22 protein-coding genes and 2 pseudogenes are annotated in these 23,802 nt (G+C 70.5%); 9 read left to right on the plus strand and 15 right to left on the minus strand.

Features of this window, described 5'->3' with window-relative positions; translation table 11 throughout:
- Window positions 1-905: 905 nt before the first annotated feature.
- Entirely contained in the window at window positions 906-1,958 is a 1,053-nt protein-coding gene (locus tag ACJMNC_RS12580; RefSeq protein WP_408948360.1) for an LLM class F420-dependent oxidoreductase, read from the minus strand.
- A gap of 256 nt (window positions 1,959-2,214) precedes the next feature.
- Between ACJMNC_RS12580 and ACJMNC_RS12585 the strand changes: the two genes are divergently transcribed.
- From ACJMNC_RS12585 to ACJMNC_RS12610, 6 genes and pseudogenes are all read left to right on the plus strand, one after another.
- A complete protein-coding gene (locus ACJMNC_RS12585) occupies window positions 2,215-3,462 on the plus strand; it encodes an anion permease (protein ID WP_408948298.1) in 1,248 nt (415 codons plus the stop codon).
- 25 nt (window positions 3,463-3,487) lie between these two features.
- On the plus strand, window positions 3,488-3,772 hold the full coding sequence (locus tag ACJMNC_RS12590) for a hypothetical protein (RefSeq protein WP_408948299.1): 285 nt from the start codon (window positions 3,488-3,490) through the stop codon (window positions 3,770-3,772).
- 60 nt (window positions 3,773-3,832) lie between these two features.
- Window positions 3,833-4,141: a DUF3349 domain-containing protein gene (locus ACJMNC_RS12595; RefSeq protein ID WP_408948300.1), complete on the plus strand. Its 309-nt coding sequence runs from the start codon at window positions 3,833-3,835 to the stop codon at window positions 4,139-4,141.
- 6 nt (window positions 4,142-4,147) lie between these two features.
- The gene (locus ACJMNC_RS12600; RefSeq protein WP_408948301.1) at window positions 4,148-4,498 is read left to right on the plus strand and encodes a DUF3349 domain-containing protein; all 351 of its coding nucleotides are present in this window, start codon (window positions 4,148-4,150) and stop codon (window positions 4,496-4,498) included.
- A 2-nt stretch (window positions 4,499-4,500) separates the two neighbouring features.
- Window positions 4,501-5,664, plus strand: a complete 1,164-nt coding sequence (menE, locus tag ACJMNC_RS12605) for an o-succinylbenzoate--CoA ligase (protein ID WP_408948361.1) — start codon at window positions 4,501-4,503, stop codon at window positions 5,662-5,664.
- Window positions 5,665-5,720: 56 nt separating this feature from the next.
- A pseudogene (locus ACJMNC_RS12610) lies at window positions 5,721-6,910 on the plus strand (ATP-grasp domain-containing protein).
- A 13-nt stretch (window positions 6,911-6,923) separates the two neighbouring features.
- Here ACJMNC_RS12610 and ACJMNC_RS12615 read toward each other — a convergent pair.
- Window positions 6,924-8,369, minus strand: coding sequence for a hypothetical protein (locus ACJMNC_RS12615; protein WP_408948302.1), 1,446 nt, complete (start codon window positions 8,367-8,369; stop codon window positions 6,924-6,926).
- A gap of 423 nt (window positions 8,370-8,792) precedes the next feature.
- Between ACJMNC_RS12615 and ACJMNC_RS12620 the strand changes: the two genes are divergently transcribed.
- Complete coding sequence (locus tag ACJMNC_RS12620; RefSeq protein ID WP_408948303.1) at window positions 8,793-9,665, plus strand: 1,4-dihydroxy-2-naphthoate polyprenyltransferase; 873 nt, start codon at window positions 8,793-8,795, stop codon at window positions 9,663-9,665.
- 85 nt (window positions 9,666-9,750) lie between these two features.
- Here ACJMNC_RS12620 and ACJMNC_RS12625 read toward each other — a convergent pair whose 3' ends face one another.
- The 8 genes and pseudogenes from ACJMNC_RS12625 to ACJMNC_RS12660 form a co-directional block, all read right to left on the minus strand.
- On the minus strand, window positions 9,751-10,602 hold the full coding sequence (locus ACJMNC_RS12625; RefSeq protein WP_408948304.1) for a Clp protease N-terminal domain-containing protein: 852 nt from the start codon (window positions 10,600-10,602) through the stop codon (window positions 9,751-9,753).
- The gene (locus ACJMNC_RS12630) at window positions 10,583-10,912 is read right to left on the minus strand and encodes a helix-turn-helix domain-containing protein (protein ID WP_408948305.1); all 330 of its coding nucleotides are present in this window, start codon (window positions 10,910-10,912) and stop codon (window positions 10,583-10,585) included. The genes ACJMNC_RS12625 and ACJMNC_RS12630 overlap by 20 nt, the downstream gene beginning before the upstream one ends.
- Window positions 10,913-11,046: 134 nt before the next feature.
- Window positions 11,047-12,477, minus strand: coding sequence for a glycoside hydrolase family 1 protein (locus tag ACJMNC_RS12635; protein ID WP_408948306.1), 1,431 nt, complete (start codon window positions 12,475-12,477; stop codon window positions 11,047-11,049).
- Between the two features lie 85 nt (window positions 12,478-12,562).
- Entirely contained in the window at window positions 12,563-13,057 is a 495-nt protein-coding gene (locus ACJMNC_RS12640) for a hypothetical protein (protein ID WP_408948307.1), read from the minus strand.
- A 184-nt stretch (window positions 13,058-13,241) separates the two neighbouring features.
- The gene (locus ACJMNC_RS12645) at window positions 13,242-15,797 is read right to left on the minus strand and encodes an FtsX-like permease family protein (protein ID WP_408948308.1); all 2,556 of its coding nucleotides are present in this window, start codon (window positions 15,795-15,797) and stop codon (window positions 13,242-13,244) included.
- 144 nt (window positions 15,798-15,941) lie between these two features.
- Window positions 15,942-16,601 (minus strand): annotated as a pseudogene (locus ACJMNC_RS12650) (ABC transporter ATP-binding protein); the annotation flags it as partial.
- Window positions 16,602-16,641: 40 nt separating this feature from the next.
- Window positions 16,642-17,748 (minus strand): PLP-dependent cysteine synthase family protein, encoded by a 1,107-nt coding sequence (locus tag ACJMNC_RS12655; RefSeq protein ID WP_408948309.1) that lies wholly within the window; start codon window positions 17,746-17,748, stop codon window positions 16,642-16,644.
- Between the two features lie 10 nt (window positions 17,749-17,758).
- The gene (locus ACJMNC_RS12660; protein WP_408948310.1) at window positions 17,759-18,094 is read right to left on the minus strand and encodes a DUF4229 domain-containing protein; all 336 of its coding nucleotides are present in this window, start codon (window positions 18,092-18,094) and stop codon (window positions 17,759-17,761) included.
- A 157-nt stretch (window positions 18,095-18,251) separates the two neighbouring features.
- Between ACJMNC_RS12660 and ACJMNC_RS12665 the strand changes: the two genes are divergently transcribed.
- Both ACJMNC_RS12665 and ACJMNC_RS12670 read left to right on the plus strand, forming a co-directional pair.
- A complete protein-coding gene (locus ACJMNC_RS12665) occupies window positions 18,252-18,455 on the plus strand; it encodes a BldC family transcriptional regulator (RefSeq protein ID WP_408948311.1) in 204 nt (67 codons plus the stop codon).
- Window positions 18,456-18,532: 77 nt separating this feature from the next.
- Window positions 18,533-18,679: a hypothetical protein gene (locus tag ACJMNC_RS12670; RefSeq protein WP_408948312.1), complete on the plus strand. Its 147-nt coding sequence runs from the start codon at window positions 18,533-18,535 to the stop codon at window positions 18,677-18,679.
- Between the two features lie 16 nt (window positions 18,680-18,695).
- Here ACJMNC_RS12670 and ACJMNC_RS12675 read toward each other — a convergent pair whose 3' ends face one another.
- The 5 genes from ACJMNC_RS12675 to ACJMNC_RS12695 are packed head-to-tail and all read right to left on the minus strand — an operon-like array spanning window position 18,696 to window position 23,801.
- Window positions 18,696-19,544: a 3-hydroxybutyryl-CoA dehydrogenase gene (locus ACJMNC_RS12675; protein WP_408948313.1), complete on the minus strand. Its 849-nt coding sequence runs from the start codon at window positions 19,542-19,544 to the stop codon at window positions 18,696-18,698.
- 48 nt (window positions 19,545-19,592) lie between these two features.
- Window positions 19,593-20,624, minus strand: a complete 1,032-nt coding sequence (gene ccsB, locus ACJMNC_RS12680) for a c-type cytochrome biogenesis protein CcsB (RefSeq protein ID WP_408948362.1) — start codon at window positions 20,622-20,624, stop codon at window positions 19,593-19,595.
- Window positions 20,625-20,684: 60 nt separating this feature from the next.
- Complete coding sequence (locus tag ACJMNC_RS12685; RefSeq protein ID WP_408948314.1) at window positions 20,685-22,367, minus strand: cytochrome c biogenesis protein ResB; 1,683 nt, start codon at window positions 22,365-22,367, stop codon at window positions 20,685-20,687.
- Window positions 22,364-23,173, minus strand: a complete 810-nt coding sequence (locus ACJMNC_RS12690) for a cytochrome c biogenesis CcdA family protein (protein WP_408948315.1) — start codon at window positions 23,171-23,173, stop codon at window positions 22,364-22,366. Before ACJMNC_RS12690 ends, ACJMNC_RS12685 begins: the two co-directional genes overlap by 4 nt.
- A gap of 16 nt (window positions 23,174-23,189) precedes the next feature.
- On the minus strand, window positions 23,190-23,801 hold the full coding sequence (locus ACJMNC_RS12695; RefSeq protein WP_408948316.1) for a TlpA family protein disulfide reductase: 612 nt from the start codon (window positions 23,799-23,801) through the stop codon (window positions 23,190-23,192).
- Window position 23,802: the final 1 nt, after the last annotated feature.

Raw genomic sequence — 23,802 nt, forward strand, 5'->3', positions numbered from 1 at the left:
ACCGACGAATTGGCTGGGGTCTCCAGCCAATTCGTCGGTTTCAAAAGCAAGTCCGCGAGTCGTCGTCGCTCCCCTAGTCATCATCATCCCCTTCAGCAGGGTTAGGCCGAGCGCGAAGAGGTCCTTCCGCAGCGCCGGAAGCTGCCGGAGCAGCCAGTACATGCGGTCGGCCCACCGGAGCGGCCGCTTCTGGACGACCGGGTAGTTAGGCAGCAGCCAGTCCAACTTGCGCTTGAACTCGTAGGCGACGCGGCAGCCGCTGAACGGCAACTACCAGGCCCGGGTCAGCTACCGCCACCGGAGGTCCAGCCGCACCAGCTGGTGGGCCAAGTGGCGTGGGTAGCGTACGTACCAGACGCGCAGCATCCGCAGCGGCTCCTTCTTCTAGAGGGCCCGCTTGAAGACCGGGTGGACGAACCGGTCCATCCGCGATGGCATCGGCCGCAGCTTCCTCGGGTGCAGCCGCAGCCAGACGAACTTGGCCCGCACAAGCGCCCTCCGGCGCGAGCCGGATTGGGACGACTTCCCCTACTACTACTGATCCCCTCGCTGCTGCTGAGCGCCTGAACGAAAACTTTGGCTGCTTAACCGACCTCTGGGGTCGGTTAAGCAGCCAAAGTTTTCGCGCTTAGGTAGTGCCACCTGCCTGCGGCGGTCAGCCGGGCCGGCGCTGCAGTCTGGCGAGGGCCCTACGGAGCGGGGTGGCGGGCCGGTAGCGGGTGCAGCCGCCGCCGGTGCACAGCGCACAGTCGGTACCGCGCCGGTAGTGTTCGTGTGCGGACCGCTCGTGTCCGCAGATGCATTGCCTCACGCGAACGAATCTACCGGTCCCCCACGACGTTCCAGATCGCAACGGATCGGCCCGCCGGACGCCGCCGCAGGTCGGTATGAACGATCTACCCCGGTCAGCCGATGATCTCGGCCAGCACCCGCATGTCCTCGACCCGCTGCGCATGCGTGGCCGCCGCCGGCGAGCCCAGGATCACGCCCACCCCGGCTCCGCGGAAGGCCTCCACCCGCTCGGCCACCTCGCTGCGTGGCCCCACCAGGCTCATCGCCCGGATCAGATCCTCCGGTACCGCCGCGGCCGCCTCGGCCTTGCGCCCGTCGAGATACAGATCCTGGATCAGCTTGGCCTCCTCGACGTAGCCGTAGCGCTGCACCAGGGTGTTGTAGAAGTTCTTTCCGCGGGCGCCCATCCCGCCGATATACAGCGCCGCCTGGTGCCGCACCAGGGCCAGCGCGTTGTCGATCTGCTCCTGGTCCTCGGTGATCAGCGCCGTCGCCTGCACCACGATGCTCAGCTCACCGAGCTCCGGGTCACGCTTGGCCTTCCCGGCGGCCAGCGCATCGCCGAAGGCGGCGGCGACGTGCTCCGGATGGAACAGGAACGGCTGGAACTCCTCGAACTTCTCGGCGGCCAGCTCCACGTTCTTCGGTCCGATCGCCGCCAGCAGCATCGGAATCCGCTCACGCACAGGATGGTTGATGATCTTCAGCGCCTTGCCCAGGCCACTGCCGCCGTCCTCCTCGGTCAGCGGCAGCGAGTAGTGCTTACCCCGGTACTCGGTGGGCTCGCGACGCCAGATCATCCGGCAGATGTCGGCGTGCTCACGCGCCCGGCCCAGCGGGTAGTCGTACTTGACGCCGTGGAAGCCCTCGATCACCTGAGGGCCGGAGGCGCCGATGCCCAGGATCATCCGGCCGCCCGAGATGTAGTCCAGGCCGGCCGCCGTCATCGCCAGGTTGGACGGGGTGCGTGAGTACATCGGCAGGATGCCGGTCTGCAGTTCCATGGTGTCGGTCCGCGCGGCGATATAGCCGAGCTGCGAGACCGCATCGAAGCTGTACGCCTCGGGCACAGTCACCCGGGCCACCCCCACCGCCTCGAAGTCGCGCAGGTTCTCGATGGTCTCGCGGAAGTCGCCCGCATAGTTGATCGGCATTCCCAGTTTCATCGGCATGCGGGCGATTCTGCCACTGGACACAGCGATACCCCACCGTGGCCCGTGTCACAGCTCCGACGGCCCGCTGTTCACCTTCTGGACACCCGCCGGACGACCCCGCGAAAGACCCCATGACGACGCTCTCCCAACGTATGGATGAACACTGCATGAACAGCACTCACGAGAAGGAAAACATGCAGGTCACAAGTAGGAATAGGATCAGCCCGGAAATTGACGGCCCAGCCGGGGAAACCGTCATAGTTAAGCCATGAGCGCAGAGATGCTGATCCTGGTGCTGCTGATCATCACCGCACTGGGATTCGACTTCACCAACGGCTTCCACGACACCGGTAATGCGATGGCCACGTCCATCGCCACCGGCGCCCTCAAGCCCAAGCTGGCGGTCAGCCTGGCCGCAGTCCTGAACCTGGTCGGCGCCTTCCTCTCCGTGGAGGTGGCCGCCACAATCACCAAAGACGTCCTGAAGATCCAGGAGACCTCCGGCGCCGGCAAGGGCGAACTGGTCGGCGGCCTCGACTCGTCGACGGCGCTGACGATCATCTCCGCCGGCCTGATCGGCGCCATCCTGTGGAATCTGTTCACCTGGCTGTTCGGTCTGCCGTCGAGCTCCTCGCACGCCCTCTTCGGCGGGCTGATCGGCTCCGGTCTGGCCGCGCTCGGCAGCTCCGGCGTCAACTGGCACGGTGTGCTCGGCAAGATCATCGTGCCGGCGCTCTTCGCCCCGGTGATCGCCTGCGTCGTCGCCTCGGTCGGCACTCTGCTCATCTACGCCATCACCAAGACCATCAGTGAGAAGCGCAAGGACGGCGGCTTCCGGGCCGGTCAGATCGCCACCGCCTCGCTGGTGGCGCTCGCGCACGGCACCGGCGACGCCCAGAAGACGATGGGTGTGATCGCGCTGGCGCTGATCGCCACCAACCACCTCGACGCCTCCACCGTCAGCCACGGCCTGCCGATCTGGATCATCGTCTCCTGTGCCCTGGCCATCGCTCTGGGCACCTACCTGGGCGGCTGGCGGATCATCCGCACCCTGGGCAAGGGCCTGGTGGAGATCAAGGCCCCGCAGGGCATGGCCGCCGAGGCCTCGTCGGCCGCGATCATCCTGACCTCGTCGGCCGCCGGCATGGCGCTGTCGACCACTCACGTGGCCACCGGCTCGATCCTCGGCACCGGCCTGGGCAAGAAGGACGCCGAGGTGCGCTGGTCGGTGGCGGGCCGGATGGCCGTCGCCTGGATCACCACGCTCCCGGCCGCCGCACTGGTCGGCGCGCTCTGCTTCTGGCTCGCGAACTCGATCGGTGGCGCCGGCGGCGCGATCGTCATCTTCATCCTGCTGGCACTGGCCTCGGGCTACATGTACTGGCGCTCGCGGCTGGCCAAGGTGGACGCGTCCAACGTCAACGCCGACTGGGACGAGGAGAACAACTCGGTGATCCCGGTGTCGCTCGACGACGCCCCCGCCCACTCCGACGGCACTCCGGCCGCCTCGGCCTGACCGCCCACCACGAAAGGAATCGACCATGGACATCGTCGAATCGATCATCCGGGTGCTGGCCGTCGGCCTGGTCCTCGGCGCGGGTCTGCCCGCCCTCTTCGCCGTCGGCATGCGGCTGGTGGCCAAGGGTGACGGCGAGCCGGCCCCGGACGGCACCGTCACCGCCCCCAATCCCGCCCTCAAGGCCGTCGGCTACGTGCTCTTCGCCATCGTCGCCGCCGTGATCCTGCTGGGCATCCTGTGGATCACCCGGCAGACCATCTACTTCCACTTCGACGTGAAGATCTTCCCGGACTTCGCGTACGACTAGTCCCTGCCTCGCGCGCAGTGTCGGACCCCTCCCCCCACAGCAGAGAAGGTATCCCGGGCCATGGCCACCAATGTCTTCGAGAACGTCGTCAACTGGATCCGCAAGGGCTACCCGGACGGCATTCCGCCCACGGACTACCCGCCGCTGTTCGCACTGCTGAGTCCGGTGCTGAGCGAGGAGGAGATCACCGAGGCGGTGATCACCCTGGCCCGCGAGCACGGTGTGGATCAGCCGGCCACCCCGGAGGCCATCGCCGCCGCCGTCGCCGAGGTCACCGAGAACAAGCCCTCCGACGCCGAGGTCGCACAGGTCGCCGGCCGGCTGGCCGCTGCGGGCTGGCCGCTCGAACACACCGCGTCCATCGGCTGAGCGCCCATGAGCGACGTACCGTCCCGGCTGCAGGCGATCATCGCCTGGCTGCGCGCCGGCTATCCGCAGGGTGTGCCCAGCCAGGACTATGTGCCGCTGCTGGCACTGCTGCGCCGTCAACTCACCGAGCCGGAGATCCGTCAGGTCGCGGCCGGGCTGGTGCCCGACGACGTCGAGGAACCGGTCAGCCGGATCGACGCCGGAGTGGAGATCTCCAAGGTCACCGACGAACTGCCCCACAACAGCGATATCGCCCGGGTCCGTGAGACCCTGGAACGAGCCGGCTGGCCGTTCGACGACGAGCCGCTGCGCGCCGCCGGCACCGATACATCGCGCCCGACCACCGACGAGGAGTGACCCTGCCGGTTCTGCATCCACTCGTTCTGCCGACCGGGCCCGCCGTGCTGCGGGCCCGGTCGCAGTTGGAGTCGATGCTCACCGGCGAGGACGGCGCCTTCCTGCCGGTGCCGGCCGACGATCCGGCCCAGGCCCGGCTGCTCGCCGACGCCCTCGGCGCGGGCACTCCGATCGACGCGCACTGTTCTCTGGTGATCAGCACCTCCGGCACCACCGGTGTGCCCAAGGGCGCGATGCACACCCCGCAGACGCTGCGCGCCTCGGCGACGGCCACCGCCGAGGTGCTGGGCGGTCCGGGAGGCTGGCTGCTGACCCTGCCGCCGCATCACATCGCCGGGCTGCAGGTGCTGCTGCGCTCGCTGGCCGCCGGCCACACGCCGGTGGTGATGGACCTCGCGTCCGGCTTCGATCCGGCCCGGCTTCCGGCCGCGATCGACGCCCTCGAGGCGCCGCGGCGCTACACCTCGCTGGTCCCGCTGCAACTGCGTAAAGCGCTCGATCACCCGGGGGCGACTTCCGCGCTGGCGACGCTGGACGCGATCCTGGTGGGCGGGGCCGCCACCGGCCCGGAGCTGGCGGCCCGGGCGCGGGAGGCCGGACTGCCGATCGTCACCACCTACGGCATGAGCGAGACGGCCGGCGGCTGCGTCTACGACGGACGACCGCTGCCGGGCACCCGCGTGCGGCTGGCCGACGCCGACGCCGGCGGGGTGGGCCGCATCGAGCTGGGCGGCCCCACCGTCGCCCTCGGCTACCGCAACCGGCCCGGACATCGCGCCTTCGCCGATCCCGGCTGGTTCCGCACCGACGACCTCGGCGCGCTCGACGACGGGGTGCTGCGGGTGGTCGGCCGCGCCGACGAGGCCATCTCCACCGGCGGACTGACCGTGGTGCCGCAGGTGGTCGAGGCGGTCGTCGAAACCGTTCCCGGGGTGTCGGCGTGCGCGGTCTTCGGGGTGCCCGACGAGCGGCTCGGCGAGCAGATCGTCGCCGCTCTGGTGTGCCCGGGCCCGCCGCCGAGTCTCGAGCAGGTGCAGGCGGCGGTCCGGCTGAAGCTGGACCGCTACGCCGCCCCGCGGCGGGTGGTGGTGGTGGACGAGCTGCCGCTGCGCGGGCCCGGAAAAGTGGACCGGGCGGCGCTGCGTCGTCTATTCGTGCCCAGCTGAGGCGGGACGGGCGGATAAACTCGCGAACCCCCGCCGGCATCGGTACTTTGCAGGTCATGAGCGCACCCCACAGGATTCTGGCCACGACCTCCCGCATGCCGTTCGCCGTCGACGAGATCCACAAACTCGGTGAGGAGCGCGACCACTACGTCGTGGCCACCGACACCTTCAAGCAGGCGCCGGGCAGCCATTCGAAGGGCACCTCCGCCCGCATGTGACGCCGCCGCCCACCCAGGACCCGAAGGGCTTCGTCGACGCCGTCATCACGATCATCGACGACGAGAAGATCGATCTGGTGCTGCCGATGTTCGAGGAGGTCTTCTATCTGGCCGCCAATCGCGACCGGATCCAAGACGGCCGCGACGTGGATCTGTTCTTCGCGAGCCTCGACGCGCTGACGGTGGTCAACGACAAGGTGCACTTCGCCGATCTGTGCCGCCGGCTGGAGCTGCCGGTGGCCGAGACCATCACCGCGACCAGCCAGGAGGAGCTGATCGCCGCCACCAAGGTGTGGGATCACTGGTTCGCCCGTGCCGCCTTCGGCCGCGGCGGCCTGGACATCGCCACCAACTACGGTCCGCTCGCCGCGTCGACCGAGGCCTCCATCGCCACCCTCGAGCCGACCGAGGAGTTCCCGTGGCTGGTCCAGGAGTTCCTGGTGGGCACCAACCGGTGCAGCTGGAGCGTGGTCCATCACGGCGAGGTGGTGCTGCACTCCTGCTACGAGCATCCGCTGGCCATCGACGACCGCGGCGGTGTGGTCTTCGAGTCCGTCGACTCCCCCGAGTCTCTGGCCGCCGTGCAGAAGATCGCCCGGGAACTGAACTGGCACGGCCAGATCAGCATGGACTACCTGGTCACCGAGGACGGCGTGCACCACATGGTCGAGTGCAATCCGCGGCCGACCGCCGGCTGCACGGTGGCCACCGCCGAGGAGTTCGAGACCGCGCTGTTCGCCCCGGACGGTCTGGTGGTGATCCCGGCCGGCCGGAAGAAGGCGATCAAGGCCGCCGTGCTGCGCGATGCCCTGATGCATCCGAGCCGGGCGAAGTCCGACTTCGCGGCCGCCAAGGGCGCCAAGGGCGTCTACGACCAGCACAAGGACCACCTGCCGCTGCTGTACTCGGCGCTGAGCGTGAGGCATGTGCTGGCCTACCGCAAGGCGCTCGGCAAGGAGCGCGACAGCGAGCAGCTGGTGGCCTCGCAGTTCTTCGACGTGCTCTACGACGGTTCCCCGCTGAGCTGACCCGCTGCGCCGGTCAGCCGGCGGACTCTGCTTCCGGCGTCGCCTGTTCTCGGGCGGCGCCGGAGTCGTCGGCGGCTGAGTCGGCGAGCGAGATGTCGGGGCCCGAGGTGCCGGCCGCTGAGCCATCGGTGCCGGAGCTGTCGGTGCCGGAGCTGTCGGTGCCGGAGCTGTCGTCGGCGAGCTCGCCGATCGGCGAGGTGTCGCTCCCGGCCGCGGGCCCTGCCGGTCCCTCCCCTGCCTGCCCGTGCCGGGCCGACCCGGACTGGGACCGCACCAGTACCTCGCCGTCCTCGTCGACGGCGGTGTGCCGGCCGGCCGAGCCGGCCTGAACCAGCGCATTCGCCGCGGCATCGATCGCGGTCTCCGGCTCGTTCTGCAGCTCGTTCTGCGGCCCGGTCTGCGACCCTCCGGCCGGTTCGGTCTTCTCGGTGACCCCGTCGACCAGCGCCGTGCCCGGGGTGGGGTGCTGCATGGGATAGAAGGCCTCCGCCGCCGCGTCCCAGTCCGCCAGATCGGCGGCGTCGTAGGGCAGACCCACCGCGTCGTAGACCTGCGCGGTGAGCAGCGCCAGCGGGTGATAGGTGTCGTACACCTGATAGGTGGTGTTCCCGGCCTGGTATTCGGTGGGTGCATCGCAGTTCGTCACCAACAGCGGTTTCCCGGCGGGCGCCTGGCAGTCGAGCTGACCGTAGGGCCCGTCGCCGGGCGAGTGGATGGCCACGAAGCCGGCCAGATCCACCAGCAGCGAGGCCACCGGCCGGTACCAGACCCACTGGGTGTTCGCGACCGGGTCGCCGACCACGATCACCGACACCATGTGCGGATCTGTGCCGTCCTGACCGTCGGACTCGATGGTGGCCCCCGGGTCCCGGGCACCGTTGTTCTCGACGCCGAGGAGCCCCATGAGCGGGGTGGCCAGCAGCGCCGGGAGCCGGTCGGCCGTGGCCTTGATTCCCCACGGGGACCGCGGGTCGGAGACCAGCACGATCCAGTCCTTGTCGCTCAGCGAGGCGCGCTGCGCCTCGGCGGCGTCGCCGAGCGCCTCGGCACCCTGAGAGTAGCCGGTGTAGACGAAGGTGCCGGACTCCCGGCCGGCGTTGGCGATCATCACGGCCCCGTTCGCGGCCGCCCCGACCGCCGCCGACTCCTGGTAGGTCTTCACCGACGGCAGGAAGGGCAGGCCGAGCAGCGGATCGGTGTTGCCGGCGATGATCGGCCAGAACGACTCCGGATACGTCACATAGGCCGCCGCCGCATCGCCGACGATCGGATCGACCCGCGGGTGCAGGCCGACGTCGTCGGTGCCGGGGGTGACGATCACGACGGCCACCGGATTGCCGGCGCCGACCAGACCGGTGAGGTAGCCACCGGCGTTCCCGGCACCGACGGCGTCGACGGCGGTGTAGAGCTGTCCCGCGTCGTTGCCGGCGACCGGCTGCAGGACGTCGGCCAGCGCCATCGGCGCCACCGCGCCCAGGCACACCGCACAGGAGACGGCCGCCGCCGCGAGCCGTCGCCCGGCCGCACCGCGGACGGCCGGGCCGCGCCGCCGGCGCGGGGACGAAGAATCAGTGGACGAAGAGACTCGCGGGGACGAAGAGATGGGGGCACGATGACGACCGGTCACGGGGTTGCCTTTCACCGAAAGCTGCGAGCACCGGACACGACCTCGGATCCGGCGCGGAACCGGCGGGGCTGAGCCGGATCCGACCCGGCCAGAAAACCACAGCGATCGGCCCGTCGCCGTGCCGGAATCACCTGGTAGAGCAAAGATCCACCCCTCGATTGACACCTGTCTCAGTGACACTGAAATCGCGCGGACCCGGTGCCGGCGGGCAGCGGATTGGGGCGCTGCCGCACCCGGGTGGAAAGATGACGATCCGTGGCAACGGTGACGGAATGGATCGAGGGCGCCCGGCCTCGGACGCTGCCGACGGCAATCGCGCCGGTGGTGGCCGGCTGGGGTGCGGCCGCCTGGTACGGCGACATCGACTGGCTGCCCGCGGGGCTGGCGATGGTGGTGTCGCTGGCACTGGTGATCGGGGTGAACTTCGCCAACGACTACTCGGACGGCATCCGCGGCACCGACGACGACCGGGTGGGCCCGATGCGGCTGGTCGGCTCGGGGGCGGCGTCACCGTCGTCGGTCAAGGCGGCGGCCTTCACCTGTCTCGGGGTGGCCGCGGTCGCCGGGGTGGCCGTGGCGGCACTGACCGCCTGGTGGCTGCTGGCCGTCGGCACCGTCTGCCTGGCCGGCTCGTGGTTCTACACCGGCGGGCGCAAGCCCTACGGCTACTCCGGTTTCGGTGAAGTGGCGGTCTTCGTCTTCTTCGGTCTGGTCGCGGTGCTGGGCACCGAATTCGTCAGCGCCGGCGGCGTCGACGGGGCCGGAGCCTTCAGTGCGGTGGTGGTCGGCTGCTTCACCACCGGGGTGCTGGTGACCAACAATCTGCGCGACATCCCCACCGATGCCGAGACCGGCAAGCTGACGCTGGCCGTGCGGCTCGGCGATGCCGGTACCCGGCGGCTGTTCGCGGTGCTGATGGTGCTTCCGCTGCTGCTGACGGTGGCGCTGGCGGCACTGACCACCTGGTGGGTGCTGGTGGCGCTGGTGGCCGCGGCCCCGGCGGCGGCGGCCCTGCGGCCGGTGGTGAGCGGCGGCCGCGGACCGGAGCTGATCCCGGCCCTGGCCTCGACCGGTATGGCGCTGCTCAGCTGGTCGATCGCGGCCTCGGTCGCACTCGCCTTCGGCTGACCGCACCGCACCGCGAGCGATGCCGACGGCGGGGCCACCGCCGAGATCCTCGGCGACGGCCTCGCCGTCTGTCGTGTGGTGCGGTTCAGGCGCCGACCGGGCTCTCCGGCAGGGCCGCCAGGACCGCGGCGCGCAGCTCGTCGACGGTGGTCGCCGACTCGATGAGCGCCCGGGCCGCCGGGTCCTCGCTGTCGAGGATGCCCAGCAGCAGATACTCCGGGCTCAGCCCCGGCGCATGGTGCTCGCGGGCCAGGCCGGCCGCGGCACGCATGGCGTCCCGCACTCCGCCGGTGGCCTGCAGGCGTCCGCCCCGGCCGCGCGGGCCGCGGCGGCCCCGACCTCCGGACCAGGGACCGCCGGCCCAAGAACCGTCCGCCCGAGAACCGTCCGCCCGCGGATCGTCCGCCCAGGGACCGTCGGTTCCGATCGGGCCGTCGCCGTCGGTGTCTCCGGGCTGACGGCTCGGCACGAAGCCGCCCGGTCCGAAACCGGGCCCGAAACCACCGGGGCCACCGAAACCACCGGGTCCGCCACTCCCGCGCCCCTGACCGCGCCCGCCGCGTCCGCGCCGGGGACGCTCGCCCCAGCCCTGCGCCAGGTCGTCGCCGAAGCGCCCGGCCACGGCCTCACGAACCTTGTCCAGGTCGATGCCGATGCTGTGCAGCGCCTCCCGGTCTTCCTCGTAACGGCCTGCGGCCCCGGCCTGGCGGGCCGAGTCCAGATCGTCGGTGTGTTCTTCGTGGTAGGCGCGGACCGTCTCGCGGGCCTGCTCGAGGGTGAGCCCCTGCGCGCCGAGGATCCCGAAGAGGGGACTGCGGGCGTTGCAGAGCATGCCGAGGATGAGATGGTCGGCGCCCAGACCGCGGTGTCCGAGGTCCGCCGCCTCCTGGGTGGCGAAGACGAAGGTCATGCGGTCGTCATTGTGTCGGCTGAACATCGTTGCCGTCCTTTCCGGCCCGAGGGGCCGAGTCGGTACCGGTCGGTCCTCCGCCGCGGCTGCCCGCCGCTTCGGTCTCCCGGTACGCATGTTTCTGGTGCACGGCCTGCCGGCTGATCTGCAGAACGTCGGCGATGGCCTGCCAGCTCCAGCCGGCCGACCGGGCATTGCCCACCTGAACGTCCTCCAGACGATCGGCGAGGGTTCGCAGCGCCCGAACGGCGGCCAGACCCACGGCCGGATCCGCGCTGGCCGCGGCCCCGGCGATCTGCTCGCTGTCGGATGATGTCAACTTCTCGTCGTCGTGCATGCTGTCAAGTTTTACTGACACAAGGGAAGTTTGTCAACAAATCTTGACGGAGCTTCTCGTCAAGGGCCCGGGCGTCCGCCGTCCGTGACCGCGGACGAGCACCGATCGGCGGAATCTTCCGGCGGGGTGAGGGATCAGACGAGCCGGGCGCGGGGGCCGTTCACGTCGGCACGGGTGAGCACCGACTCGGGGATCCGGGACAGGTCACCGACGGCGGGGGCGATCGCCGGCCGGTAGCTCAGCCGCGGACCGCCGGACGCGGCGGCCCGGCGGTAGGCGGCGACGCCGCTGGTGGGCCTGCGGGTCAGCGCGGGATCAGTCAGCACGTCCACCCGGTAGAGCCCGAAGCGCGAGTCGTAACTGCCCCACTCGTAGTTGTCGGTGATGGACCAGTGGTTGTAGCCGACCACCGGAATGCCCTCGCCGCGTGCTCGCTGCACCCAGAACAGCGAGTCCTCGATGAACCGGCCGCGGGTGTAGCCGTCGGCGCGCGGACGCCCGTTGTCGGTGGGCATGCCGTTCTCCACCACATAGAGCGGCATGCCCGGATAGCGGCGGTGATAGTGGTGCAGCGCCTGGTAGAGCCCGTCCGGCTGCGGCCGGACGCTGGGGAAATCACCCATTCCGGCGTACGCGGCGGTGAGATTGTCCAGGCTCGCCGTGTAGTAGTAGTCGATCCCGATGAAGTCGAGGTACTCGGTCACCCGGTCGAGGAACAGTCCGTCGGTGATCGGGGTGACCGCCGGCAGGAAGGCCTCGTTCAGGGCCACGCGGGCCCGCGGATTCGCCTGGTGCGCAAGGCGATAGGCGATCCGGTGAGCGCGGACGATGTTGTCGATGAAGGTCGCCGAATCGGCCGGGTCGAGTTCGCCGATCTCGAGCTCGTGATTGACGAAGACCAGCGGCTCGTTGAAGGTGATCCACATCGAGCAGCGATCGGCGTACCGGCGGGTGATCAGCCTGGCGAAGCGCTCGAAGTCGCCCAGCGCCGCCGGGTTGACGAAGCCGCCGCGGTCGGCCAGCCACCCCGGATAGACGTAGTGCACCATCGTGATCATCGGTGTCATGCCGTGGGCCACCACGGTGTCGATCACGTCGTCGTAGAAGGCCAGCGCCGCCTGGTCGATCCGGCCGCGCCGCGGCTCGACCCGCGCCCACTCGATGCCCAGCCGGAAGGCGTTGAGCCCCATGCCCGCCGCGAGCTTCACGTCCTCGCGGTACCGGTGGAAGAAGTCGACGGAGTCGCGCACCGGATCGACCTTCCCGGCCGCCGACTCACGACGGACGTAGCGCCGCCAGTTCGAATCGGGATTGCTGCCCTCCACCTGGAAGCCCGAGCCGGCCGCCCCGAACCGGAAGCCCTCGGGCCAGCCGCGGACCGGTGCCGGCACCGTCCAGCGCGACGCCGGGGCCGCGGCCGCCGGCGGCGCCCCGCGCAGAAGTCCGGATGCTCCCAGACCGGCCGCACCCAGGCCGGCGCCGGCGGCTCCGAGGAAGCGGCGGCGGCTCGGCCCGCCGGGGCGGGACTCCGGGGCGATCCGAGGGTCGCGGGTGGGCCTGGGCATGAGCTCTCCTTCACCGGGTACGGCTTCGCCGTTCACCGTAACCCGGCGGCACCTCCCGCTTGCCCGGCTTGGCCGGCCGCGGCGCTCAGCGCACGCTGAAGGTGGCCGCCCCCGGCAGGGAGGGCTGGCCGGCGCGCGGGCTCAGCCCGGACGGGATCACCCGGATGGTCATGGCGATCTGACCGGCTCCGGGATGGATCGGGGCCTTGACGGGGGTCGGACCCATGTAGTTCGGGCACGGCTTGACGGTGGTGCCGCCGGCCTTGCCGGTACTCAGGTTGAGGTAGCCCAGCTCCACCAGCGCACCGGCGGCACTGGCCGAGCACATCTGCGGGCGCGCCGGTGCGGACATCTCCACGGTGCCGGGGGCGGTCTGGTCGGCGTAGACGCCGACGAACTCCAGGCCCGGGACCACCAGCCCGCTCACCGAGAAGGCGGTGGCCGGGATCTGCGCCACCTGGACCGGTGCGGCCTGGGCCGGTGCCGCCAGCGCACCGGCCGCCGCCAGTGCCGCCACGCCCACTCCGGCCGCCATCGTCGTCTTCCGTCCCAGGCGGGTGCGGTTCGTCATCGTGCTCATCGCTCTCGCTCCTTCACCAGGCCGGTCTGCGGGGCGCCCGACGGTCGGTGCCCGGATTCCGGCGGCGCTCGGACGGCCGCCGGAATCCACGACCTGATACCGAGTCTGTCCTCGGCGCCGGGCCGAGTGTTACCCCGGTCACTGTCGATGCTGGTGAGCCGCGTGTCGCCGGGACCCCGGAGGCTCACTCGGACTGCAGCGCGTCGGTGATGTTCATCCGGGACGCCCGCAGGGCCGGCACCAGGGCGCCGAGCAGGCACAGCAGGGCCGCCACCGCCACGTACAGCACCGCCGAGAGCTGTGGCCGGTAGGCGATGTCGATGGAGGTGGTCTCGGTGAGCAGGACGTCGGCCAGCGCATGCAGGCCGGTCCCGATCACCACTCCGGTCACCGCGCCGACCGCGGCCACCGAGCCGGCCTCGGCGAGCACCATCTTCACCACGAACCGGCGGGAGGCGCCCATCGCCCGCAGCACCCCGATCTCCCGGCGGCGTTCGATCACCGACAGCAGAAGGGTGTTCAGCAGCGCCAGCGCCGCCGCCCCGGCGACGATCCACTGGATGGCGACGGTGAACGCGCCCGACTGCTCGACGGTCCGCTGGGTCGAGCGCAGCGCCTCGGCGCCGCTGTAGACGTGCACCGGCGTGTTCCCGGCCCCCGGATGGCGCGCGGCGACCTCCGCGACCTGCTCACGGATCTGTGCGGCGTCCGCACCGGGCGCCAGCTGGACCTGCAGGTAGGTGTCGCCGGGCCGGTCGAACCACTTCTCGAGCAAGGGCGCCGACATCGCCCCGGTCCCCGAGTCGATGGTCGGATAGTTCACGACCTCGCGCACCACCAGATCGTGATAGCCGGTGGGGGTGGCCAGCCGCAGCGTGTCCCCGGTCTCAACGTCGAGGGTGCGGGCGAGCACGCTCGAGAGCACCATGCCGTCGCCGTCGAGCACCTGCGTCAGCGCCGACGGCGAGGTCTTCCTCATGAACGGCGCCGTCGTCTCGGGCCGCAGACCCTGCAGTTGCGCCCGCGCGTCGCCGATGTTGGCGGTGGCCCACTGCCCGCCGACCACCTGCCCGACCCCGGGCAGCGCCGAGACCTCCTCGGCGATCCGCGGGTCGAGGATCGGCCCGGTCGGGATCTCGTCCATGGACTGGGAGGAGACGTACAGGTCCGGGTCGTCGAGCCCGGCGAGCGAGTCCGAGATGGACGAGACCATGTTGTTCAGCGCGCCGGAGATGCCCATGCCGACCGCGATCGCCACCGCCACCGTCATCACGGTGGCCCAGACCCGGCGCGGGGCGCGTTCGCTGTTGACCGCCGCCAGCCGGCCCGGCCCGCGCAGCCGGCCGGACACGATCACCACCGCCCGCACCAGCACGGTGGTGATGCCGAAGCACACCAGCAGGGCACCGACAGCGAACACCGCGCCGGCCAGGATCACCGGGCGGCCGGGCACCGTCAGGCCCATCACCACCGAGCCGACGACCAGCGCCAGCCCGATCAGCCCGGCGACCCGTCGGGTGCTGCGCCGGGGCGGTGCCGCATCGGCGGCCGCCCCGGGCACCATGGCCTCGACCGGCTCCACGGCGAACACCGAGCGGGCGGCCAGCGCCGTGGCCGCGACACAGGCGATCAGGCAGGCGAGCACCGCCAGCGGCACCGCGTAGCCGGGCAGGTGGTAGCTCACCTCGACGGGTACGCCGCTCCGCGACCCCGGCAGCCGGCTGATGGCCCAGCGCCCGGCGAGAACGCCGAGCGGCACACCGATCAGGCCGCCGATCGCCCCGAAGATCGCGGACTCGGCCAGCAGATCGCCCACCAGGTGCCGGCGCCGGGCGCCCAGGGCGCGGATCATCGCCAGCGACTGCCGGCGCGAGGCGACCGCCATGTTCATCGTGTTGAAGACCAGGAAGGCGGCGATGATCAGCGAGACCGCCGAGACCAGCAGCGTCGAGTCGCGGGTCACCGAGCCGGCCGTCTCGGCCTGCTTGACCCGGAAGTCCGGGTCGAGGACGGCGGCGCGGCCGCCCACCACCGCCGCCACCTGCTCCCGAAGCGCCGATTTCCCCACGCCCGGCTGCGGGACGATCAGGATCGAGTCGACGGCGCCGTCGAGGCCGGTCAGCCGCTGGGCCAGCGGCAGATAGGCGAACAGGAACCGTCCGCCGTTGAGTACTCTCGTCGACGGATCGTCGACCACTTCGAGCACGGTGACCTGCGCACCGCTGATCTGCACGTGCTGCCCGGGCCGGAGGCCGGTGCCCGCGCCGGCGATCACCCCGTCCTCGAGGAGGGCGGGGTCGAGGTCGTCGCCGGCCCCGGCCATCGCCGCCCGCATCTGCGCGGACAGGGCGCTCACCCGGGCGTCCGAGCCGAGGAGTGTGGTCGACGTCCCGTCGAGCAGCACACTGCCGCGCACCATCGGCACCACGGCCTTGGCGTCGTCGACCTCCCGGCGCAGCTGTGTGACCAGATCCTGGTCGACTCCCGAATCCGCGATACCGGCCACCTCGACGGTGGCGTCACCGGAGATCGCCGCGTTGAAGGTGCGCACGGACTCGGTCATCGAACCGTACGCGCCGAGTACCGCGATCAGCAGCGCCGAGGAGACGATCACCACGATCAGCGAGGTGATCACCCGGAGCCGGTGCCCGGCGAGCTCCCGCAGGTTCAGCACCCGGACACGGGTGGCGCCCGCCAGCAGTGAGCGCCCGGCGGCGGCGAGCGCGTTCTTCCCGGCCACCGCGGGCTACAGTCCCGAGCGGTGCCGGCCGCCGCCGTCGACCACCGGAAGCGGTCCGGTGGTGAGCATGGCTTGCAGCGACGCGGCGGAGGGCCCGCGCTGCGACCGGCCGGCCGGGCCGGTGCGGCCGTCGTCGAGGACGATGCCGTCGCGGACGGTGATCACCCGGTCGCAGACCGCGGCGGCGTTGTTGTCGTGGGTCACCATCAGCACCAGCCGGTCGGGGTCGTCGTGGGCCACCTCGGCCAGCAGCTCGAGCACGTCGTGGCCGGTCCTGGAGTCGAGGTTGCCGGTCGGCTCGTCGGCCAGCAGGATCTTCGGGTCCATGATCAGCGACCGGGCGATGGCCACCCGCTGCATCTGGCCGCCGGACAGTTCGGTGGGCCGGTGGTCGATCCGGTCGCCCAGTCCCACCCGCTCCATCAGCTCCACCGCGCGCGGCTTGGCCCGGGCCATCGACCGCGAGTCCAGCAGCATGGGCAGCGCCACGTTCTCCCACGCGGAGAGAGTGGGCACCAGGTTGAAGAACTGGAAGATGAAGCCCACCCGGTGCCGGCGGAACTCGGAGGCCGCGTCGTCGTCGAGGGACGCCAGGTCCACGCCGTCGACGACGATGCTGCCCGAGGTGGGGGTGTCGAGGGCGCCGATGATGTGCAGCAGGGTGGACTTACCGGCGCCGGAGGGGCCGATCACCGAGACGAACTGTCCGCCGTCCAAGGTCAGGCTCGCGCCGTCGAGCGCCCGGACGCTCTGGTCGCCGAGCCGGTATTCGCGGACCAGGTCGGTCGCTTCCACCACGGCCATGCCTCGCTCCTTCCCGGTGGCGCGGCACCCGCGGGCGCGGCTACTCCCCCGGTTCCCAGGCGCCGGTGGTCCAGAAGTGTTCGAGCACCGCGGTCGGCGGCGCCAGCTCCAATCCCTGTTCGGCGACCCAGTCGTCGTTGAAATATATGTGATCGTATCGGTCACCGGCATCGCAGAGAAGGGTCACCACACTGGTCGGCGCGTCCTGTGCCAGCGCCTCGCCGATCAGCGCGAAGGCGCCCCAGATGTTGGTGCCGGTGGAGCCGCCCACCCGGCGGCCGAGGCGGTCGCTGATGAAGCGTTCGGCGGCGATCGACGCGGCGTCGGGGACGCCGATCATCCGATCGATCACCTGGCCGATGAAGGAGGGCTCCACCCGGGGCCGGCCGATCCCCTCGATGCGGGAGGCGCCGGGCGAGGTGAGCGCGGCATCGCCGGAGGCGTACGCCGGCAGGAAGACCGAGTTCTCCACGTCCACCACGCACAGCCGGGTGGGGTGACGCTGGTAGCGCAGATACCGGCCGAAGGTGGCCGATGTGCCGCCGGTCCCGGCGCCCACCACGATCCAGTCCGGGATCGGCCGCGGCTCGCGGGCCAGCTGGGCGAACACCGATTCGGCGATGTTGTTGTTGCCGCGCCAGTCGGTGGCCCGCTCGGCCATGGTGAACTGGTCGATGAAGTGTCCGCCGAGGTCGTCGGCCAGCTGCTGGGCCACGGCGTAGATCTGGTCCGGGCGATCGACGAAATGACAGCGGCCGCCCTGCCGTTCGATGAGTTCGATCTTGCGCGGGCTGGTGCTGCGCACCATCACCGCGACGAAGGGCACCCCGATCAGTTTGGCGAAGTAGGCCTCGGAGACCGCGGTGGATCCGGACGAGGCCTCGATCACCGTGGTGCCCTCGACGATCCAGCCGTTGCAGAGCGCGTACAGGAACAGCGACCGCGCCAGCCGATGCTTGAGCGAACCGGTCGGGTGGGTCGACTCGTCCTTCAGATAGAGCGCGATCTCGCGGCCGGGCCGGTGGGCCCAGGCCGGCAGATCCACCTTGAGCAGGTGGGTGTCGGCGGTGCGACGCGCATCGGCGTCGATGACGCCGACCGCCGCCGCTGTCCAGTCATGGCTGTGAGGACGGTCGACGACGCGCACGGCGGCCGCCTCAGTCCCGTTCGCCGCGGAGCCGGGACTGCAGATCGTTGCGCCGGGCCGCCCGGTCGGCGTCGACCTCGGCGATCTGCTGGTTCACCTTCAGCCGCAGCGGCTTGAAGATCACCAGGGCCAGCGGGAGCGCGATCAGCACGCCGAACAGGGCCGCCACCAGCACCGGCACCTTCACGTCCACCAGGTACCCGATGCCCATGATGATCGCGGCGAGGACGGCGACCAGCGCCAGCCGGGCGAGGGAGTACAGGGCCACCCAGCCGGTCAGCGAACCGGCGGTCGCGCGGGTCTGCCCGGGCCCGGTCGTCTGGGTGGTGGAATCGTCGTCAGCCATGGCTTCCAGGGTACGTCGTGGCAGGCCCCGGACCCGAATGACGACGGCGGCAATCGGACATTACCGACTCTTTACCGTTTCCTGACCATTCGAGCACCCGGGGGTGCGCGGTGTATCCATGGAGGCGAGGCAAGCACTACCACCTGGAGGTCAGCCCATGTCGATCACCGACGACGCCACGATCACCCCGGCCCTGGCGAAGCAGCACAATCTCACGCCCGGTCAGGTCGCCGAGATGTTCAATGTGAATCCGAAGACCGTGGCCCGCTGGGCCACCACCGGCGTGCTGCCGTCCATCCGCACCCCCGGCGGCCATCGCCGTTTCCGGGAGGCCGACGTGGTGGAGCTGCTCAACCGCTGAACGTCCCGGCTGCAGCCGGCACCGCACGAACGACGGCGGCGACCCCCTCGGGGTCGCCGCCGCGTACCGTTGTAGGCATGCCCTACCTGCTGGCCCTGCTCGTGCTCTGCGTGATCGGATTCCTCGTGTGGCGTCTGCTCACCGGACGCGAGCACGTCCCGCCCGCGGACCGGAACGCTCCGCGCGGGCCGGACGACGATCCGGACTTCCTGCGCAAGCTGTGAGCGCCGGGCCCCCGCCCTACTTGCTGTAGTCGTAGAAGCCGCGGCCGGACTTGCGGCCCAGGTAGCCGGCGTCGACCATGCGGCGCAGGATCACCGGCGGCGCGTAGTGCGGCTCGTTGAACTCGGCGTAGAGCGATTCGGCCACCGAGAGCATGACGTCCAGGCCCACGGTGTCGCTCAGCCGCAGCGGCCCCATCGGGTGGCCGCAGCCGTGCCGCATGCCCTCGTCGATGTCCTCGGCGCTGGCGAAACCGGTCTCGTACATGCGCATGGCGCTGGTCAGGTACGGCACCAGCAGGGCGTTGACGATGAAGCCGGCCTGGTCCTTGGACTCGATGGTCTTCTTGCCGAGGCCCTCGCGCGCGAACTCGGTCACGGTATCGACCACGGCGCGGTCGACGCGCAGGGTGGTGACGATCTCCACCAGCGTCATCACCGGCACCGGGTTGAAGAAGTGCATGCCCAGCACCCGCTCCGGGTGCTCGGTGGCGTTGGCCAGCCGGATCACCGGGATCGACGAGGTGTTGGTGGCCAGGATCGCGTCCGGGCGGACGATCGAGTCGAGTTTGGTGAAGTACTCCACCTTGAGCTCCTCGATCTCCGGCATGGCCTCGATGACCAGGTCGGCGTCGGCGAAGCTCTCGATGTCGGTGGTCACGGTGACGCGGGCCAGCGTCGCGGCCGAGTCCTCTTCGCTCAGCTTGCCGGCCTTGACCCCGCGGGCCAGGCTGGTGGCGATGCGCTCCTGCGCGGCCTCGACGGCCTCGGCCCGTTCGAGCACCCGCACCGGCACTCCGGCCTTCGCGACGACTTCGGCGATTCCGGCGCCCATGGTGCCGCCGCCGATGACTCCGACGTTCTTCACATTCACTCCTCTTGGATTAGTGGACAGCGATCGGCGCGGGTCCGGCTCTCACAGGCCCGCGTAGGAATGCAGCCCGGACACCACCAGGTTGATGGCGAACAGGTTGAACAGCAGTGCGACGAAGCCGGCCACGTTGATCCAGGCCGCGGCGTGCCGCCAGCCGGCGGTGGCCCGGGCGTGCAGGTAGGCGGCGTAGATCACCCAGGCGATGAACGAGACCGTCTCCTTGGGATCCCAGCCCCAGAACCGGCCCCAGGACGACTCCGCCCAGATGGCGCCGAAGACGATGCCCAGGCCGAAGAGCGGGAAACCGAAGACGACGCACTTGTAGGCGACCCGGTCGAGGGCGTCGGCGGACGGCAGATGACTGAGGAAACGGCGCATCATCGCGCCCGGGCCGCGCACCCCCTCGTCGGTCAGATCCGAGTCGGTGTCCGGCGCCCAGCGCTGCTTGACCAGGTACAGCACGCTGGCCACACCCGAGACCAGCAGCACACCCGACGAGATGGAGATGACCGAGACGTGGATCGCCAGCCAGTACGACTTGAGGGCGGGCACCACCGGCGCGGCCTCGGTGTAGAGCCAGCGGCCGGCGATGAACATCAGCAGGGTGACCGGCAGCAGCACGAAGCTCAGCAGCGGACGCTGGGCCGGCTTGCGCAGCACCACCAGACCGGCGATGACGCATGCGGCCATGGTCAGCGAGATGAACTCGTACATGTTGCCCCACGGGGCCCGGTCGGTGGCCACCCCGCGCAGCACGATCGACGTGAGGTGCGCGATGAGCCCGACGAAGACCACCGGATAGGCCATGGCGGCGAACTTCTCGCCGAGGGTGCGGCGCCGGCGCGGATCGGTGCCGGCGATCTTGCCGGGGGTCCGGTCGTCGACGACGGTCGAGACCGGCGCGGCGCCGCCGCTGACCGCCCCGACCAGCTCGCGTTCGAAGGCCGGTTTGCGCGACCAGCTGCCGGCCAGGGCCGCGAGGAACATCAGCATGGCGACCACGTAGACGGTGATCGCGGTGCTGTAGAGCAGATCCGAGTAGCGGCCGAGCGTCTCGTCGACGTAGCCGCTCATGTCAGTGTTCAACAGTCCGGTCCTTCCACTGCCGTCGCCGCGGCCGGCGTCCTACGCCGGTCACAGCCGTCCCCGCTTGATCGCGCCGCCCTCGGTGAGCAGCGCGTGCGCCTGCTCCTCGAAGCCTTCTCCCCAGCCCGCCTGGTCGGTGCGGGCCAGACCCGCAACCTCTACTACAGTACGTCGTCGCGCGCCGTCGGAGGAGTCCGGCTCGTCACCGTCGCCGCTCGACGCCGACGCCGGCTCCGGCTCGGGCACCAGCCGCGCCCAGAGCCGCCGGCGGCGCACCAGCAGCGAGACCACCAGGCCGGCGAGCATGACGATCGCCGAGATCAGGACGCCGTTCTGCGCCGGATCGTGCGAGACCTGCACCGACACCCAGCGCTGGTAGCCGTCGAAGCGGACCACCGTGCCGTCGGCGAGGGTGGTGTCCTGCCCCACCTTCAGATTCACCGAGGCCTCGAGATTGAGCCGGCCCTGATCGATGAGGCTCTGGTCGAGCTCGTAGACGCTCTGCGAGCGGCCGGTGTCCAGGCCGGTGTCGCCCTTGTAGACCCGCACCGCCACCTGCGGGTCGTTGGGCTGCGGGCCGGCCGAGCTGAGCAGGGCGCCGTGCGCGCCGGTGAAGACCGCGTCCGGCGCGAAGAGGCCGTCGATCGCGATCTGGTTCTTGCGCCGCTCGTCCTCGTCCGGGTACATCCCGCCCGGGGTGTCGAAGCGCATCGCGCCCTCCGAGAGCATGGTCTGGGTGGACTGCGGGATGAACGGCATGGTCTGGGTGCGCTTCTGCCCGTTGGGGAAGGTCACCGTGAAGGTCGGCGCGAAACCGTTGCCCAGCACGTACACCCGGTCGCCGGAGAGCCGCAGCGGATCGTTGACCCGCACGTCGCGGTGACGCCACTCGTCCTCCGGCTGCGACGGATCGGTGGTGTAGGCGACCGCGGCGGTGTACATGTCCGGCTGACCGTTCGGCAGGAAGGTCGCGTCGAAACGGTCCACCTTGAAGCAGAACGGCGAGAGCCCCGTGCCGTCGACCATCGCCCCGGACCGGAAGGTGTCGTAGACGGCCGTGGAGGTGTTGCACAGCACCTGCTGGCCGTCGGCGACCAGCGTGCGGCTGCCCTCGTAGCCGAAGAGCTTGCCCAGCGCGATGGTCACCAGCAGGGCCAGCAGCGCGAAGTGGAAGACCAGGTTGCCGAACTCGCGCAGATAGCCCTTCTCCGCCGAGACCTCCACCGCGCCGTCCGGGTACCGCTTGCCCGGTTCGACGGTGCGCACCGTGGTGCGCCAGCCGCGCAGATTCGTCCTGATCGTCTCGGCCACCTCGGCCGGCTCGCCGTCGACCGTCTCGGTGATGTGCCGGGGCATCCGCGCCAGGTTGCGCGGCGCGGCCACCGGCGGGGTGCGCAGCGCCTTGTAGTGCTCCCAGATACGCGGGGTGAGACAGCCCACCAGGGAGACGAAGAGCAGCACGTAGATGGCGGTGAACCAGGCCGACGAGAAGACGTCGAACATGCCGATCCGGTCCATGAACTGCCCGAGCGAGCCGTGATCGGCGATGTACTGGGCGGTCTTGGTCTCGTTGAGCTCGCGCTGCGGCAGCAGTGCGCCGGGGATGGCGGCCAGTGCCAGCAGGAACAGCAGGGCCAGCGCGGTGCGCATGGAGGTGAGCGACCGCCAGGTCTTGCGCAGCGGTGCGATCACCCAGCGCTGGTACCAGGCCGGGCGGGTCGTCGGACTCATACGGGCAACTCCATATCCGTGACCACACTCATCCGGATCCAGTCGACGAAGTCGTTCCACACCCCGGTCACCAGCAGGGCACCCACCACGATCATCGCCACGCCCCCGATGATCTGAACGACGCGGGCGTTGCGGCGCAGGAAACCGAGGCTGCGCAGCGCCCACGCCGACGAGAAGGCCAGGATCAGGAACGGGATGCCCAGTCCCAGGCAGTAGGCGATCACCATCAGCACGCCGCGGGCCGCGTCACTGCCCTCGGTGCTGCGCGCGGCGATGAGCACCGCGCCCAGGGTGGCCGACGAGCACGGTATCCAGCCGACGGCGAAGACCGCCCCCAGCAGCGGGGCGCCCACCAGGTTGGAGACCATCCGGGGCGCGAACTTCAGGTCGCGCTGCAGCAGCGGGATCATCCCGAGGAAGACCAGACCCATCACGATGGTGACCACCCCGCCGATGCGCTGCATCAACTCCAGATTGTCCACGTCGAGGAAGAAGTCGGTGACCCCGAAGACGGCGGCCGTCGCCAGGGTGTAGACGGCGGTGAATCCGGCGACGAACAGTCCGGCCGCACCCACCACGCGCAGGCGGCCCCGCTTGGGCGCCTCGTCGGGGCTCACCGCCGGGGCCTCGGCGCCCACGAGTCCGGCCAGGTACGACAGATAGCCGGGTACCAGCGGCACCACGCACGGCGAGGCGAAGGAGATCAGCCCGACCAGCACGCACACCCCGAGGGCCAGCAGCAGCGGGCCCGAGGTGACGGTGTTCGCGAAGGTCTGGCCGACGCTCGCCAGCGTGGTCTCGGTCATCGCAGTGCAGTCCCGGTCATTGTGTGCCGGCGTCCTCGCCGACCACCTGCAGCACCGCGTCCCGCAGTTCGTCCTCGGTGACGGCCCGCAGGAAGACCACCGCCGGCCGCAACTGGCGGTCCAGGATGATCGTGGTGGGCACCGCGCTCACCGGCACGCCCAGCACGGCCATGGTGCGCCCGCCGTAGTCGTAGATCGACGGGTACGGGACGTTCCGGTCGGTGACGAAGTCCTCGGCGTTGGACCGGTTGTCGCGGAAGTCGATCCCGACGAACGAGACGCCCTTGTCCCTGGTCTCCTCGTACACCGTCTCCAGGACCGCGAACTCCTTGCGGCAGGGCGGACACCACGACGCCCAGACGTTGATCACCACGACCTGACCGGCCAGGTCGTCCAGGTTCACCTCGCCGTCGCCGATCAGCTTGTCCCCGCGGACGCTGCCGATGCGCTGCCGGTCGGCGGCCGCGTAGTGGATGGTGGTCTTGCCGTCCGGAGCGACGATCTGGTTGCCCTGCCCCTGCACCACCGCGTCGTCGCCGGTCGAACAGCCGGTGGCGAGCAGCGCACAGATCACCGCCAGGGCGGCGACGATCAGGCCGCGGCGGGCCGCGGCGGGTTCTCCGGTCACC

The organism is Gordonia sp. VNK21 (assembly GCF_046098115.1).
Classification (GTDB): Bacteria; Actinomycetota; Actinomycetes; order Mycobacteriales; family Mycobacteriaceae; genus Gordonia.

Coding starts and splice junctions, on each gene's coding strand:
- ACJMNC_RS12580 (WP_408948360.1), bottom strand. CDS start 1,958: ATGAAACTGGGAATGCCGATCAACTATGCGGGCGACTTCCGCGAGACC.
- ACJMNC_RS12585 (WP_408948298.1), top strand. CDS start 2,215: ATGAGCGCAGAGATGCTGATCCTGGTGCTGCTGATCATCACCGCACTG.
- ACJMNC_RS12590 (WP_408948299.1), top strand. CDS start 3,488: ATGGACATCGTCGAATCGATCATCCGGGTGCTGGCCGTCGGCCTGGTC.
- ACJMNC_RS12595 (WP_408948300.1), top strand. CDS start 3,833: ATGGCCACCAATGTCTTCGAGAACGTCGTCAACTGGATCCGCAAGGGC.
- ACJMNC_RS12600 (WP_408948301.1), top strand. CDS start 4,148: ATGAGCGACGTACCGTCCCGGCTGCAGGCGATCATCGCCTGGCTGCGC.
- ACJMNC_RS12615 (WP_408948302.1), bottom strand. CDS start 8,369: ATGGCGCTGGCCGACGTCCTGCAGCCGGTCGCCGGCAACGACGCGGGA.
- ACJMNC_RS12625 (WP_408948304.1), bottom strand. CDS start 10,602: ATGTTCAGCCGACACAATGACGACCGCATGACCTTCGTCTTCGCCACC.
- ACJMNC_RS12630 (WP_408948305.1), bottom strand. CDS start 10,912: ATGCACGACGACGAGAAGTTGACATCATCCGACAGCGAGCAGATCGCC.
- ACJMNC_RS12635 (WP_408948306.1), bottom strand. CDS start 12,477: ATGCCCAGGCCCACCCGCGACCCTCGGATCGCCCCGGAGTCCCGCCCC.
- ACJMNC_RS12640 (WP_408948307.1), bottom strand. CDS start 13,057: ATGAGCACGATGACGAACCGCACCCGCCTGGGACGGAAGACGACGATG.
- ACJMNC_RS12660 (WP_408948310.1), bottom strand. CDS start 18,094: ATGGCTGACGACGATTCCACCACCCAGACGACCGGGCCCGGGCAGACC.
- ACJMNC_RS12665 (WP_408948311.1), top strand. CDS start 18,252: ATGTCGATCACCGACGACGCCACGATCACCCCGGCCCTGGCGAAGCAG.
- ACJMNC_RS12670 (WP_408948312.1), top strand. CDS start 18,533: ATGCCCTACCTGCTGGCCCTGCTCGTGCTCTGCGTGATCGGATTCCTC.
- ccsB (WP_408948362.1), bottom strand. CDS start 20,624: ATGAGCGGCTACGTCGACGAGACGCTCGGCCGCTACTCGGATCTGCTC.
- ACJMNC_RS12685 (WP_408948314.1), bottom strand. CDS start 22,367: ATGAGTCCGACGACCCGCCCGGCCTGGTACCAGCGCTGGGTGATCGCA.
- ACJMNC_RS12690 (WP_408948315.1), bottom strand. CDS start 23,173: ATGACCGAGACCACGCTGGCGAGCGTCGGCCAGACCTTCGCGAACACC.